Below are 14639 nucleotides of genomic sequence, written 5' to 3' on the forward strand. Positions count from 1 at the left end.
GCATTGCAGCAATGTGCATTGCGCATAGCTCGTGTCCTCGTTCAATCTCCGGATTGAACCGATTCAGTCTGGACGCCCCATGCCTCTGCCGATCCTTGCGCTTGCCATTGCGTCCTTCTGCATCGGCACCACCGAATTCGTCATCATGGGCCTGCTGCCGGAGGTCGCCGCCGACCTTCGCGTGTCGATCCCTTCGGCCGGCCTGCTGGTCACCGGCTATGCGCTGGGCGTCGTCTTCGGCGCCCCGATCGTCGCGATGGCCACCGCGCATCTGCCGCGCAAGCCGGTGCTGGTGGGGCTGGCCGCGTCGTTCGTCGTCGGCAATCTGTTCTGCGCCATCGCGCCTGACTATTGGACACTGATGGCGGCGCGTGTCTTCACCGCTTTTGGCCACGGCGCTTTCTTCGGCATCGGCTCGGTCGTTGCCGCAAGCCTGGTGCCGCGCAACAAACGCGCCAGCGCCATGGCCCTGATGTTTGCCGGCCTGACGCTTTCCAACATTCTGGGCGTTCCAGCCGGTACTGCACTTGGCGAAGCTTTCGGCTGGCGCTCCACATTCATCGCCGTGGTCGGCATCGGCCTGATCTCGGTCGCTGCCATCGCCTGGCTGGTGCCGTCGGATGTCGCCGAACCGAGCGGCGGCGGCCTGCGCGGCGAGTTGCGGGTGCTGGGCAGGCTACAGGTCTGGCTGGCGATGCTCATCGCCTCGCTGGCCTCGGCCAGCCTGTTTGCCGTTTTCACCTATATAAAACCCTACCTCACTGAAGTGTCCGGCCTGTCGACGTCTGCAGTCACCTGGGTGCTCCTGTTGTTCGGCGCCGGCATGACCATCGGCAACATCATCGGCGGGCGGCTGGCGGACTGGAAGCTGATGCCGACCGTCATCGGCACGCTGTTGTTGATGGCAGTGCTGTTCGTCGGCTTCATGCAGTTCGGCGCGATTGCCAGCGTCGCCATCGGCATTGTCTTCCTCTGGGGACTGCTCATCTTCGTCGTCGTGCCGCCGCTGCAGATCCGCGTCGTCGAGGCCGCTTCCGAAGGACCGAACCTTGCCGCCACGCTGAACCAGGGCGCCTTCAATGTCGGCAATGCCGGAGGCGCCTGGATCGGCGGCGTGGCGCTTTCGGCGGGCGTCTCCTACGCCCAACTGCCGCTGGTCGGCGCGATGCTCGCCTTGCTGGCGGTCACCGTCGCGGTGCTGTCGCAAGCGCTGGACCGGCGCGCGCCTGTCCCGCTCCAGGCTGCCGCCGAATAGACGTCGATTCGCCAAAGCGACGGAAATCTTGCGCCCATAGCGCGGCCGACTGGACCAATCGACAGCGATCCCTCAAATGGGCATGTCTTCTCGCTCTAACTGGAGAAAGTCATGCAGAAATCGATCGAACGCATCGCCGGTGACAGCGAGGGCGTTTCCTACGAATTCCCGGTGTTCCGCTTCACAGGTAGCGACAAGGCGGCGCCATCGGCCTATCTGCAGGCCGCCCTCCATGCCGGCGAGTTGCCGGGGGTCGTCGCCATCGACGCGCTGATGCCGGCGCTGAACAAGGCCGCTGCCGAAGGCCGCATCAAGGGCGACATCACCATCGTGCCCTGGGCCAACCCGATCGGCCGCGCGCAATATCATTTCGGCGAGCATCAGGGCCGCTTTCATTTGGGCACCCGCACCAATTTCAACCGTGCTTTTCCGCTGCTCGCCGCGCCCGACGCCAAGCTCTTGCCCGACACCAGCTTTGGCGGCGCCGACCAGCGGCTGAAGTCCCGCCTGGTGCAGCTGTCGCTCGGCCACGACATCGTGCTCGACCTGCATTGCGACGATGAGGGCCTTGCCTATCTCTACATCCACACCAGCCTGTGGCCGGCCATGGCCGATTGCGCCGCCGCCATGGGCGTCGATGCGGTGGTGCTGTGGAGCGAGGACACCGACGGCACCTTCGAGGGCGCCTCGATCATGCCCTACCAGAACGTTCCCGCCGACGTGGCGAAGTTCGACCGCCGTGTCGCCACCACCGTCGAATATCGCGGCATCCTCGATGTCGATGGCGCCCTGGCCAAAGCCGACGCCGAAGGGCTCTACCGGCTGCTGGTGGCACGCGGCGTGGTCGTCGACGGCGCGCTGCCTGCGCCCGGCCCATTCAAGGGCGTCGTCGCGCCGTTGGAAAACATCGACATGATGCCCGCCCCCCGAGCTGGCGCTGTGCTCTATGACGTGAAGCCCGGCGACCGTGTCGTCAGGGGCGATCGGCTCGCCACCATCGTCCACGCGCCGGGCGAAACCGATGGCCGCGCGGAAGTGTTCGCGCCGCAGGACGGCATCATCCTGACCCGCCGCTCGCGTCGCATCATCCGCGCCGGCGAGGATCTGCTGAAGCTGGTCGGCGACAGGAAAAGCGCCGATGCCAGGTCGGGTACGCTCGAGGACTGACCTAGCCCGAAATCGCCAACCGCGCCTTGGCCTCCAGCCATTCCGCCATTTGCCGATACGGCACCGGACCGTGGCTGATGCGGGCAACGCCGAGTTCGGCCAGCCGCTGGCGCGGCGGCACATGCGCCAATGCGATGATGTTGACCGGCAGTGCTGTTGCCCTGCACAGCGCTTCGATGAGACCCTCGTCGCCGAGGCCCGGCGCAAAGAAGCCGCTCGCTCCGGCCTTTTCATAGGCATGCGCCCGCTCGATCGCCTGGTCGAGCAGCGTCTTGTCATGCGCATCGGGCTTGGCCTTGAGGAAGATGTCGGTGCGGGCGTTGAGGAAGGCCGGGATACCCGAGGCCTTGACGGCGGCCGCGGCCGCTTCGACCCGCTTCACCTGGACGGTGATGTCGTGCAGGCCGGTGCCACCGACGATCTGGTCCTCGAAATTGACGCCGATAGCGCCGGCCTGCAAGGCGCGCGTCACCGTCTGGGCGACGACTTCCGGCTCGACGCCGTAGCCGCCTTCGAGATCCATGGTCACCGGCAGGTCGACCGCCTGCACGATGCGCCTGATGTTGTCGAGCGCCAGTTCCAGCGGGATTTTCTCGCCATCGGCATAGCCGAAGGCGGCCGCGACCGGCCAGCTTCCGGTGGCGATCGCCTTGGCGCCCGCCTTCTCGACGATCTTAGCCGTTCCCGGATCCCAGGCATTGTAGAGAACGATCGGGTTGCCCTTGACGTGAAGGGAATGGAACGTCCGCGCGCGCTCGGCCTGGTCGATCATGGGTATTTTCCCGTTCTCTGGATGTCGGATGTATAGTCTAGGCAACGCCACCGGCTGTGGCGATGTGCCATGAGCCCGGGAAGCGGCGGCCACCGGACAGCCTTTCAAACCTGTTGCGCATCCGGTTTTTCGCCGCTATGGATTTCGCCATGAACATGCGTTCGACCAAGACCATTTGGTGGTGGGCCTGCTGACAGCGGCCTGTTCGAACGCGCGTGCGTGAAAAGAGAGGGTGGCCGCAACGGAAAGTCCGGGCGGCCATTTGTTTTTCCAAGCCAGTCCCGGGTCCGTTGCCCCAACAAGCTGATGGAGACGGCAATGACGATGAAGGTTCTGGAAAACGGCGCTGAAAGCTTCGTGACCGCGGGTGGCATCACCATCACGCGTGAGCGCCACGACCGGCCGTATGCGGGAGCGATCGACGCCTATGTCGATGGCCTGAACTCGCGCCGGGGCGCGGTGTTTTCCTCGAATTACGAATATCCCGGCCGTTACACGCGCTGGGACACCGCCATCATCGATCCGCCGCTGGTCATTTCCGCCCGGGGCCGCGCCATGCGCATCGAGGCGCTGAACCGCCGCGGCGAGGCTCTGTTGCCGGTCATCGGCAAGACGCTTGGCGGCCTTGCCGACATCACCATCGCCGAGACGACGAAGACGCTGATCCGCCTCGACGTCGCCAAACCCGGCCGCGTCTTCACCGAGGAAGAGCGCAGCCGCGTGCCCTCGGTCTTCACCGTGCTGCGCGCCATCACCGCTTTGTTCAAAACCGACGAAGACGCCAATCTCGGCCTCTATGGCGCCTTCGGCTACGACCTCTCCTTCCAGTTCGACCCGGTCGACTACAAGCTCGAGCGCAAGCCCAGCCAGCGCGACCTCGTGCTGTTCCTGCCCGACGAGATCCTGGTCGTCGACCATTATTCCGCCAAGGCCTGGACCGACCGCTACGACTATTCGGGCGAAGGATTTTCGACGGAAGGCTTAGCCCGCGACGCAATCGCCGAGCCGTTCAAGACCGCAGACCGCATCCCGCCGCGCGGCGACCATGAGCCGGGCGAATATGCCAATCTGGTGCGGCGCGCCATGGACTCGTTCAAGCGCGGCGACCTGTTCGAGGTCGTGCCCGGCCAGATGTTCTACGAGCGCTGCGAGACGCAGCCCTCCGACATTTCGCGCAAGCTGAAATCGATCAACCCCTCGCCCTATTCCTTCTTCATCAATCTCGGCGAAAACGAATATCTGATCGGCGCTTCGCCCGAAATGTTCGTGCGCGTCAACGGCCGCCGCGTCGAAACCTGCCCGATTTCGGGCACCATCAAGCGCGGCGACGACGCGATCTCGGATAGCGAGCAGATCCTGAAACTGCTCAATTCGAAGAAGGACGAGTCCGAGCTCACTATGTGCTCGGATGTCGACCGCAACGACAAGTCGCGGGTCTGTGAGCCCGGTTCGGTGCGCGTCATCGGTCGCCGCCAGATCGAGATGTATTCGCGCCTGATCCACACCGTCGACCACATCGAAGGCCGGCTGCGCGAAGGCATGGACGCCTTCGACGCCTTCCTGTCCCATGCCTGGGCGGTCACCGTCACCGGCGCGCCGAAACTGTGGGCCATGCGCTTCATCGAGCAGAACGAAAAGAGCCCGCGCGCCTGGTATGGCGGGGCGATCGGCATGGTCAATTTCAACGGCGACATGAACACCGGCCTGACGCTGCGCACCATCCGCATCAAGGACGGCATCGCCGAGGTGCGCGCCGGCGCCACATTGCTGTTCGACAGCATCCCCGAGGAAGAAGAAGCCGAAACCGAACTGAAGGCATCCGCCATGCTCTCCGCCATCCGCGACGCCAAGACCGGCAACTCCGCCAGCACCGAGCGCACCACCGCGCGGGTCGGCGACGGTGTCAACATCCTGCTCGTCGACCACGAGGACTCTTTCGTCCACACGCTGGCCAACTACTTCCGCCAGACCGGTGCCAATGTCTCGACCATGCGCACGCCGGTGCCGGAGGAAGTGTTCGAGCGGCTGAAGCCGGACCTGGTCGTGCTCTCGCCCGGACCGGGCACGCCGAAGGATTTCGATTGCGCCGCGACCATCAGGCGAGCGCGCGCCCGCGACCTGCCGATCTTCGGCGTCTGCCTGGGCCTGCAGGCGCTGGCCGAGGCCTATGGCGGCGAACTCAGGCAACTGCATATTCCCATGCACGGCAAGCCCTCGCGCATCCGCGTCTCCAAGCCGGGCATCATCTTCTCCGGCCTGCCCAAGGAAGTCACTGTCGGCCGCTATCACTCGATCTTCGCCGATCCGGTGCGCTTGCCCGATGATTTCATCGTCACGGCAGAGACGGAGGACGGCATTATCATGGCTTTCGAGCACCGCAAGGAGCCGATCGCGGCGGTGCAGTTCCATCCGGAATCGATCATGACGCTCGGCCACAATGCCGGCATGCGCATCATCGAGAACATCGTCGCCCATTTGCCGCGCAAGGCGAAGGAAAAGGCAGCCTGACCTAGATGGCCGAAGCCGAGAACACGATGGCGATCGCAGCCAAGGCGGCCGCGAAGCGCAGGGTCGCCAACCTTGCCTTCTGGTCGATCGTGGTCGCCTTTGTCGTGCTCGCGTTGAAGTTGGCCGCCTGGTACATTACCGGCTCCGTCGCACTTTATTCGGACGCTCTGGAATCGATCGTCAACGTCATTGCCTCGGTCGCCGCCTTGTGGGCGATCCAGGTCAGTTACAAGCCGGCCGACCAGGATCATCCATTCGGCCATCACAAGGCGGAATATTTCTCCGCGGTGCTCGAAGGCGTGCTGATCGTCGTTGCCGCGCTGTTGATCCTCAACGAGGTCTGGCGGAGTTGGCAGACGCCAGCACCACTCGAACAGCCCTGGAAAGGTCTTGCCGTCAACGGCGTCGCCACGGTGATCAATGCCTTCTGGGCCTGGATGCTGATCCGCGTCGGCCGGGCGGAGAAATCGCCGGCGCTCGTCGCCGACGGCAACCACATCATGACCGACGTCGTCACCTCGGTGGGCGTCTTCGGCGGTCTGGTCGGGGCAATCCTGACCGGCTGGCATGTCCTCGATCCGGCGCTTGCCGTCATCGTCGCGCTCAACATCCTGTGGCAGGGCTGGCACGTCATCGGCTCGTCGATGAACGGCCTGATGGACCGTGCCGTCGACACGCAGGAACACATGCGCATCCGCGACGTCATCTCGGCCAATTGCAAGGGCGCGCTGGAGGTGCACGACCTGAAAACCCGCATCGCCGGCCGCGCCACCTTCATCGAGTTCCATCTGGTCGTCGACGCCGACATGTCGGTCGGCGCCAGCCACGTCATCTGCGACCGCATCGAAGACGCGCTGAAAGCCGAAATCCCCTCGGTGCGCGTCACCATCCATGTCGAGCCCGACGACGAGGCCAAGCTGCCGAAAGGCACGACGGCCGTACCGTTTGCGTGAGGCGGTTCGCCGGCGCGACCTTGGAAAAATTAGTCGAAGCCTCTCGACTTCGTCATCCACGGGCGGAGCAGGAGCGAAGCTCCGTCGCGGAGACCCGAGGATCCATGCCGCGACCTAGGATGAAGCACACGGCGGAAGACAATTCTGCACCGCAGCAGCGCTCAGGAGTCCCGGCATGGATCCTATGGACCTACGCCGCGTCGCTTCGCTCCTTGCTACGCCATAGGATGACCACGCGCTGGTATTCAAGGCGCACAGGCCGATTGCGGCATTGGCACCAGCCGATAGACCTTGTCGTCCGACTTCGTCTTGCCGTCCGCTGCCTTCGAGCAGAGATCGACGATCGCCAGGCTGCTGTTGGGATTGGCCAGCATCATCGTGCCGTTAGCGCCGCGCTTGAGGAAGATTTCCTTCTGCGCGATGTCGCAGGAGAAATCGCTCATCTTCGAGCTTGCGGCGCAGCGCCACTGGTCGGCTTCGCCCTGGCAGGAATAGGTCTGCGTGACCTTTCCCGACTTCAGCCTGGTGGTCACCGAAACGGCGATGTCGGCGCCGTCAGGCCAGTTGGCGACGTCACCGCCCGACGCGAAGGACGCCAGTTCCACCGGCCCGCGGAAAACTCGGATCGACTGCGTCCACTGGTCGGGATGCGAGGCCAGATGCGCCGCGTCGTATTCGCGGCCGTAGCAGAAGGCCTGGTCGGGCTTCAGCCGCTCGCGCAGCGGCGGGCCGAGCGCCGGATCGATCGGATCGATGCGCGCGAACTCGGCCTTGCAGGTCGCGGCCGGCATCGGGTCGAGGCGGAAATTGTCGTCCTCTGTGCCCAGCGCCTGCCTGTCATATTCGGCCTTGCTGAGTTCCTCTTCCGATCCGGCATCGAGATAAAGGTCGGCCGAGACATCGGTGACAACCAGACGGCCTTTGTCATCGACCTTCAGCGAGGCCATGGTGCGGTCGCAGTCCATGCCGCAACGGATCGGCCCTGATGTGCCATCCTCGGATTCATGGTTGCACCAGCCGCCGGCCCATTGCGGCGCCTTGGCGCCACGCACCGTCGTGGTGAGAAAGCCATTATAGGACGTGTCGGCGTTTGCCGTGGGCTCTTCGTTTGGCCGGCTGACCGGATCATGGCCATAGTAGAAGAAGATCCGCGCCACCTTCTGCTTCGGATGCGCCTTGAGATGGGGCGCGTCATAGACCCGGCCGAAACAGACGTCCGCCCCGCTCGGGCTGAGTTCCCTGAGCTTGAGCGCGTCGTCAGCGACGGCTGTGCCTGTCAGCAAACCAAGCAGCGCGGCACCAAATCCGGCGCCCGCGATTGTCTTCCATTCCCCTGCCCTGAACGTCATGTGACCTCTCCTCGCATCGACAGGACGTAGCGTCAACTTATGCTAGTATTGCGGCCGCAGCCACGCAAATAGCGGTGAAATCTGAGGAGGATGCCATGCGCCGACGCGACATGTTCCGCGCGGTTCTTGCCGGAACCGGGACGTTTCTTGGCCTGCGGGCCGCGCAGGCCGCGGCGACGGAAACCCCACGGCTGAAGGTTGCCTATCATCTGAGCGATGTGGACAAGGTCAACTTCGTGCTCGGCAACATCAAGAACCACTATGAGGGCACCGGCGGCAATGCCGACATCGTGCTGGTCGTGCATGGCCCGGCCCTGGCGAGCTTCAAGTCGAAGGGCATTTCGGCCGCGGTCTCCGGCCGCTTCGCCGGCCTGGTGCAGCAAGGGCTCGAGCCGCAAGCCTGCGGCAACACCATGCGGGGCATGGATATTTCGCTTGCCGACCTGCTCGACGGCTTCCATGCCGCCGACAAGGGTGGCGTCGTGAAGCTCGCGGAACTGCAAAGCCAGGGCTATGCCTATCTGCGCCCCTGAGGCTTGAACACCGGGGTGGCAAAGGCCTACGAAGGGCGGCAGACATCCCGGAGGAACAACAGTGCCAGCCACCAATACACTCAGCATTCCCGATCTCGCCGGCAAGGCGGTGCTGGTCACCGGTGCCTCGACCGGTATCGGCGCGGCCCTCGCGCTGGCCTATGCCGCGCAGAAATCCAGGGTGGCGCTGCATTACAATTCGAGCCAGGAGGCCGCCGAGAAACTCGCCAAGACCATTCGTGACAGCGGCGGCGAGGTGTTCCTCGTCCAGGGCGACTTTTCCGTTCCCGCCGACGTCGAGCGCGTCGTCGAGGACAGCGCGCAGCATTTCGGACGCCTCGACGGGCTGGTGAACAATGCCGGCGGCATGCTCGGCCGCATACCCTACGCCGAACAGACCGAAGCGCATTACGACGCGGTTATGGACCTCAATGCGCGTTCGGTGCTGACAGCCTCGCGCAAGGCGATGCCATGGCTGAAGAAGCAGGGCGGCTTCATCGTCAACACCTCGTCAATTGCCGCGCGCAACGGTGCCGGCGGCGGCGCCGGCCTCTACGGCTCGGCCAAGGCCTTCGTCTCCAATGTCACACGCGGCATGGCCAAGGAACTGATCGGCTTCGGCATCCGCGTCAACGCCGTGGCGCCCGGCACGATTCTCACCCCTTTCCATGAGCGCTATTCGACCGAGGAGCAGATCAAGGGCATGGTCGCCACCATTCCGCAGGGCCGCGCCGGCACGGCGGAAGACTGCGTCGGCGCTTACCTGTTCCTCTCGTCGGACCTGCTGAGCGGCTACATCACCGGCCAGGTGATCGAGGTGAATGGCGGCCAGTTGATGCCGTGACCGGCTATCTGCATACTGACGGTCCGCATACTCTTGTCGAAGACTTTGAAGGGGAGACAGCTGAATGTACGGACTGATCGGCAAGATGCGGGCGGCGCGCGGCCAGCGCGACTCGGTCATGGACGTGCTGCGCGCCAGCACCGGCGCCCTGCCGGGCTGCCTGAGCTATATCGTCGCCACCGACCCGGCCGACGCCGATGCGATCTGGGTGACCGAAGTGTGGACGGACCAGGCAAGCCACAAGGCCTCGCTGCAGCTTCCGGAAGTTCAGACCGCCATCGCCAAGGCGCGCCCCTTCATCGCCGGCTTCGAGTTCCAGGTGGAGACCCATCCGGTCGGCGGCTTCGGGTTGCCTGACGGCAAGACGGGCTGAGGCCTTCGGGCAGCTTTTTCAGCACGGCGGGGTTCGCATCGCCGTGCTTGGCGTCTAAGACCGAAGCATGGATTCCTCGGCGCAGCCTCCCGACCAGCTTGCCACCGAGCGCATGGCGCGTATGGGCAAGCCCTGGCAATGGCTGGTCCTGCTCACCATCTCGGCCCTGTTCGCCAGCGCGCTCGAACTGGCCGCTCTGCCGGCGGCGCTGCTGATCGGACCGATGCTGGCGGCGATCATCGCCGGCACCAATGGCGCCACGGTGCGGGTGCCGCGCCTGCTGTTCGGCTCCGCCCAGGCCATTGTCGGCTGTCTCGTCGCCGCGTCGATCTCGGCCGACATCTTTCCCGTCTTCTATGCCGAGTGGCCGCTGTTTCTGGGCGTGGTGATTGCGACAGTCGCGGCCTCCAGCCTGCTTGGCTGGCTGATCAGCCGCTGGCGCATCCTGCCCGGCACCACCGCCGTCTGGGGCTCCTCGCCTGGCGCCGCCACCGCCATGGTGCTGATGGCCGGCGCTTTCGGCGCCGACCAACGCCTCGTCGCCTTCATGCAGTATCTGCGTGTCATCTTCGTTTCGATGACGGCGGCGATCGTCGCCAAGATGTGGGTCGACACATCGGGCATCGAAGTCCCGCCCATCATCTGGTTTCCGCCGATCGATGCCCAAGCCTTCGCCGCCACGTCAGGTATCGCGCTGGTCGGCGGCCTTGCGGGGAAGCTGTGCCGGCTGCCCTCGCCCTTCTTCCTCGGCACCTTCATCTTCGGCACCGTCGTCCATCTCGGCCTTGGCGTCGAGATGCAGCTGCCGCCCTGGCTGCTGGCAATCAGCTACGCCATGGTCGGCTGGTCGATCGGGCTGAACTTCACCAGGCCGATCCTGCGCCATGCGACGCGTGCTCTGCCGCAGATCATCGCCTCGATCGTGGCGCTGATCGCCTTTTGCGGCGGGCTCGCCTTCCTGATCAGCCATCTCCTGGGCGTCGATCCGCTGACTGCCTATCTGGCGACCAGTCCCGGCGGCATGGACAGCGTCGCCATCATCGCCGCCGCAGCGCAGAACGTCGACATCTCCTTCGTCATGGCGCTGCAATCGGCGCGGTTCCTGGTCGTGCTGCTCGTCGGCCCGAGCGTCGCGCGGCTGGTGGCCAGAAGCATCCGGGACTGACAGGCTGCAGCGCCTTCGGTGCCCACTCTTCACCCCCACCGGCCGGCAGCCGCCGCAAGCCGCTCGGGAAGGAAATCGACAAAGACCCGCACCTTTGGCGACAGATGGCGATTGGAGGGCCACAGCATCCGGAACTGGCCACGGCCGTCGATATGATCGTCCAGCACGGTGCGCAGCCTTCCGTCCAGCAACGCCTCGCGGACCAGGAAATCGGGCATGCAGGCGATGCCGAGCCCGGCGACCGTGGCACCCTTCAAGGCCTCCATATTGTTGCAGGTCAGCTTCGAGCGGGTCTGCGGTTCGGCGCTTCCGGTCGTGAATGGCCACTCCAGCAGCCTGCCGCTGTTGAGAAAGCGGAAGTTTATGCCGAAATGCCTGGTGAGATCCGCCGGTTTGTCGGGCGTGCCATGGCGCTCGAGATAGGAGGGCGCCGCGCACAAAAGCATACGAAAGGGTCCAACGGGTCTCGACACCAATCGTGAATCGGGCAGCTCGCCGCTGCGGATCGCGACGTCGATGCCTTCCTCGATGACGTCGACCACGCGGTCGTTGAAATCGATGTCGAGTTCGATCTCGGGATAGCGGGCCATGAACTCCGACAGCACCGGCAAAAGCAGATGATAGGTGACAATCGGGGTCGAGACGCGCAGCCGTCCGTGCGGCGTTTCCCGCGTCCGCGACAGCATCGCCTCGGCATCGTCGATGTCGTCGAGGATGCGGCGCACCCGCTCATTGAACAGCCTGCCCTCTTCCGTCAGGCCGACGCGCCGCGTGCTGCGCTGCAGGAGCCGCACGCCGAGCTCCTGTTCGAGCCTTGCGACGCTCTTGCCGACGGCGGAGGCCGAAATGCCGAGCGCCCGGCCAGCAGCGATGAAACTGCCAAACTCGGCGGTGCGGGCGAAGGCCAACAGGCCACTGAGACGATCCATCGTAATCTTCCATTCGAGCGTTTCAGTCCGGTATATCAGGAGATATAATACCATTTTTCCGGAAAGGCTGCTGACCTATCTTGTCGTTGCGACCGGCGCCGCGACCCACGCGCATGCCGATAGATGCTGCTTCAGATAGGAAAATTCATGACCTCGAAGACCACAACCGGCCCAGCCGAGCGATGGCTCGTGCTCTTGTCGGTATGCCTTGCCGCGATGACCATGCCCTTGACCTTCACCGGCCCGGCCGTCGCACTCTCACGCATCGCGGCCGATCTCGGCGGCAGCCCGATAGCGCTCAACTGGGTGACGAACGCCTTCATGCTGACCTTCGGCGCCAGCCTGATGGCGGCTGGAGCGCTGGCCGACAACCACGGCCGCAAGCGCATCTTCCTCGTCGGCCTCTGCCTCTATGTCCTGGCGTCGCTCGGCGCGATGCTGGCGCCCGGCATCGTCTGGTTCGACATGTTCAGGGCCGCGCAAGGCATCGGCGGTGCCTTGGCCTTCGCCGGCGGCGCCTCCGCACTTGCCCAGGAATTCGAAGGGCCGCTGCGGCTGCGCGCCTTCTCCTTCCTCGGCACAAGTTTCGGCATCGGCCTCGCCTTCGGTCCGATCGCCTCGGGCTTGCTCATATCCGCATTCGGCTGGCGGTCGATCTTTGTTCTGGTGGCAGTGCTGGCGATTGCCTCGGCGGTGCTTGGCATGCGCACTATCCGGGAATCGCGCGACCCGGATGCGACCGGCCTCGACTGGGCGGGAGCCGGCACTTTCACGACAGCACTGGCCTTGCTGACCTATGGTGTACTGCAGGCGCCGCAGAGCGGCTGGACCGATCCCCTGGTCCTCACGCTGCTCGCCGCGGCAGCCCTCTTCTTCGCCGCTTTCATTATCTTCGAGCGACGCGTGCGCCGGCCAATGCTCGACCTCACGCTGTTTCGCTTCCCCCGCTTCGTCGGCGTCCAGTTCCTGGCGGCGGCGCCCGCCTATGGCTTCGTCGTCCTGCTGGTGCTTCTGCCGATCCGCTTCATCGGCATTGAAGGGATGAGCGAGATCGAGGCCGGGCAATTGATGATCTGCCTTTCGGGGCCGTTGCTGATCCTGCCCTTGCTTGCCGGCCAGCTGGCGCGCTGGATCGCTCCGGCCACGATCTGCGGCGCTGGCCTGCTCATCGCCGCCGCCGGCCTCCTCTGGCTGAGCCTCACGCCGCCGGTCGCCGTCGCGCTTGTGGCGCCGCTGGTGCTGATCGGTATCGGCATCGCTTTGCCCTGGGGACTGATGGACGGGCTCGCCGTCAGCGTCGTGCCGCGCGAGCGCGCCGGCATGGCGGTCGGCATCTTCAACACCACGCGTGTCGCTTGCGAGGGCGTGGCGGTGGCCATTGTCATGGCGACCCTGTCAGGCTTCACCGCGGCGCAACTCGCTACTCAAGGAGCATCTTCCAGGGATGCGGCCGCCGCGGCGCAGCTGCTGGTGACCGGCAATGTCGGTGAAACGGCGCAGCATCTGCCAACGGCCAACGCCGCAACCCTGGTCCAGGCCTATGAGACAGCTTTCGACAGGCTGCTGATCGTGCTGGCGGCAATCACCATCGTCACCGCCCTCGTCGTCTTCCTCGGCCTGCGTCGCGGATCGGCGGCGCAGCACGAGCCTGTTTCTGTGCCGGTTTGCCAGGAAGGATAGCTGGCTCAGCCTTCTGTCAGGTGATGACAAGGCTCGCTATGCGGTCGCCATCCAGCGTGAAGGTCATATCGCCCTCGCCGTTGAAGCCCTTGCCCTCGACGGCGATGCGAACGCGATAGACGCCTTCCGCCGGCGTGATGCCGACGACGCTCAGGTTCGACTTCACGCCGATATTGTCGGCCTGGTTCCAGCGGGCGATCTGCTCGCGCCCCTGGAACGATCGTCCCCAGTCGCTCAAGAATGCGTCGTCGGCAAAGGTGTTGAGAAAGGCTTCGGTATCACCTTCATTGGTGGCCTCGACAAAGCGACGGATGGGGTCGGGGGTCGTCATCAATCGAGCCTGTGCATCAGATCATCATCCAGCCAGCGGCCGAAGAAATAAACCAGCTGCTTGTGCCACCATGGCCAGTCATGGCTGACGTCGCCGCCCCAATAGTCGACCCAGGCGGGAATGGATTTGTCGCGCAGGATCTGTTCCAGCTGGCGCGTCTCGACCAGCATGCGCTCTTCCCAGGCGCCCTGCCCGCAGCAGAAGATCAGCCGCAGCGCCTTCAGCCGCGCCAAAAGCTTCGGATCGACGATGCCGGGCAGGTAATCGAGCGGCGAGTTGTAGAAGATGTCGCCCTCCAGCGCCTTGCCGAAGAAGTCGCGAGCCGAATAGACCCCCGACAGCGAGATGACGCCACTGGCGAGTTCGGGAAAGCGGAAGACGAAATTCGAGGAATGGTAGCCGCCCATCGAACAGCCTGAAAACAACGGCTTCAGTCTGCGCCCGCCATTGGCAGCCGATGCGGCGGACAGGATTTCCGGCAGCGCCTCCTCGCGCATATAGCGGAAATAGGCCTCGTGGCGGCCGATGCGATGCGCGGCGTCGGCATGCTTGTCGAAGAAGGATTCCGAATCGATGCCGTCGACCGTGAACAGCTGGATGCGGCCGGTATCGATGAACTCGGCCAATGCGCCCACCCCGCCGGAATCCTCGAACTGGTAGAACCGCCCCTGCGAGGTCGGGAACACCACCACGGGCCGGCCGGCATGACCGTAGCGCTTGTATTCCATGTCGCGGCCGAGCTTGCCGGAGAAATGCTTGTGATAGGAGATGTCCATCGCC

14 protein-coding genes are annotated in these 14639 nt (G+C 64.7%); 9 read left to right on the top strand and 5 right to left on the bottom strand.

What is annotated here, in order from left to right:
- Nucleotides 1-79: 79 nt before the first annotated feature.
- Together ACVILI_RS29355 and ACVILI_RS29360 are read left to right on the top strand one after the other, a co-directional pair.
- Nucleotides 80-1255: an MFS transporter gene (locus ACVILI_RS29355; protein WP_038649164.1), complete on the top strand. Its 1176-nt coding sequence runs from the start codon at nt 80-82 to the stop codon at nt 1253-1255.
- 111 nt (nt 1256-1366) lie between these two features.
- Nucleotides 1367-2422 (top strand): succinylglutamate desuccinylase/aspartoacylase family protein, encoded by a 1056-nt coding sequence (locus ACVILI_RS29360; protein ID WP_240564791.1) that lies wholly within the window; start codon nt 1367-1369, stop codon nt 2420-2422.
- Nucleotide 2423: 1 nt separating this feature from the next.
- Here ACVILI_RS29360 and ACVILI_RS29365 read toward each other — a convergent pair whose 3' ends face one another.
- Complete coding sequence (locus tag ACVILI_RS29365) at nt 2424-3194, bottom strand: isocitrate lyase/PEP mutase family protein (protein ID WP_038649170.1); 771 nt, start codon at nt 3192-3194, stop codon at nt 2424-2426.
- Between the two features lie 318 nt (nt 3195-3512).
- On the opposite strand from ACVILI_RS29365, the gene ACVILI_RS29370 reads away from it, so the two are divergent.
- The gene (locus tag ACVILI_RS29370) at nt 3513-5702 is read left to right on the top strand and encodes an anthranilate synthase (protein WP_038653278.1); all 2190 of its coding nucleotides are present in this window, start codon (nt 3513-3515) and stop codon (nt 5700-5702) included.
- Between the two features lie 5 nt (nt 5703-5707).
- The gene (locus tag ACVILI_RS29375; protein ID WP_051726864.1) at nt 5708-6655 is read left to right on the top strand and encodes a cation diffusion facilitator family transporter; all 948 of its coding nucleotides are present in this window, start codon (nt 5708-5710) and stop codon (nt 6653-6655) included.
- A 245-nt stretch (nt 6656-6900) separates the two neighbouring features.
- On the opposite strand, the gene ACVILI_RS29380 is transcribed toward ACVILI_RS29375, so the two are convergent.
- Nucleotides 6901-8004, bottom strand: coding sequence for a hypothetical protein (locus ACVILI_RS29380; RefSeq protein WP_038649172.1), 1104 nt, complete (start codon nt 8002-8004; stop codon nt 6901-6903).
- A gap of 95 nt (nt 8005-8099) precedes the next feature.
- On the opposite strand from ACVILI_RS29380, the gene ACVILI_RS29385 reads away from it, so the two are divergent.
- The 4 genes from ACVILI_RS29385 (at nt 8100) to ACVILI_RS29400 (ending at nt 10919) form a co-directional block, all read left to right on the top strand.
- Nucleotides 8100-8537 (top strand): DsrE family protein, encoded by a 438-nt coding sequence (locus ACVILI_RS29385; RefSeq protein ID WP_240564792.1) that lies wholly within the window; start codon nt 8100-8102, stop codon nt 8535-8537.
- Nucleotides 8538-8598: 61 nt separating this feature from the next.
- The gene (locus ACVILI_RS29390) at nt 8599-9381 is read left to right on the top strand and encodes an SDR family NAD(P)-dependent oxidoreductase (RefSeq protein WP_038649175.1); all 783 of its coding nucleotides are present in this window, start codon (nt 8599-8601) and stop codon (nt 9379-9381) included.
- Nucleotides 9382-9445: 64 nt separating this feature from the next.
- Entirely contained in the window at nt 9446-9754 is a 309-nt protein-coding gene (locus ACVILI_RS29395; RefSeq protein ID WP_038649178.1) for a putative quinol monooxygenase, read from the top strand.
- Nucleotides 9755-9821: 67 nt separating this feature from the next.
- Nucleotides 9822-10919, top strand: a complete 1098-nt coding sequence (locus tag ACVILI_RS29400) for an AbrB family transcriptional regulator (RefSeq protein WP_038649181.1) — start codon at nt 9822-9824, stop codon at nt 10917-10919.
- A gap of 29 nt (nt 10920-10948) precedes the next feature.
- Here the strand turns inward: ACVILI_RS29400 and ACVILI_RS29405 are convergent, their stop codons facing one another.
- Entirely contained in the window at nt 10949-11848 is a 900-nt protein-coding gene (locus ACVILI_RS29405) for a LysR family transcriptional regulator (protein WP_027047312.1), read from the bottom strand.
- A gap of 147 nt (nt 11849-11995) precedes the next feature.
- Here ACVILI_RS29405 and ACVILI_RS29410 point away from each other — a divergent pair, with 147 nt between their 5' ends.
- Nucleotides 11996-13528 (top strand): MFS transporter, encoded by a 1533-nt coding sequence (locus ACVILI_RS29410; protein ID WP_038653284.1) that lies wholly within the window; start codon nt 11996-11998, stop codon nt 13526-13528.
- A gap of 16 nt (nt 13529-13544) precedes the next feature.
- On the opposite strand, the gene ACVILI_RS29415 is transcribed toward ACVILI_RS29410, so the two are convergent.
- Nucleotides 13545-13859, bottom strand: a complete 315-nt coding sequence (locus ACVILI_RS29415) for a nuclear transport factor 2 family protein (RefSeq protein WP_038649185.1) — start codon at nt 13857-13859, stop codon at nt 13545-13547.
- Nucleotides 13859-14635, bottom strand: coding sequence for an esterase family protein (locus tag ACVILI_RS29420; protein ID WP_027047313.1), 777 nt, complete (start codon nt 14633-14635; stop codon nt 13859-13861). The genes ACVILI_RS29415 and ACVILI_RS29420 overlap by 1 nt, the downstream gene beginning before the upstream one ends.
- Nucleotides 14636-14639: the final 4 nt, after the last annotated feature.

Source organism: Mesorhizobium sp. USDA 4775 (assembly GCF_054062655.1).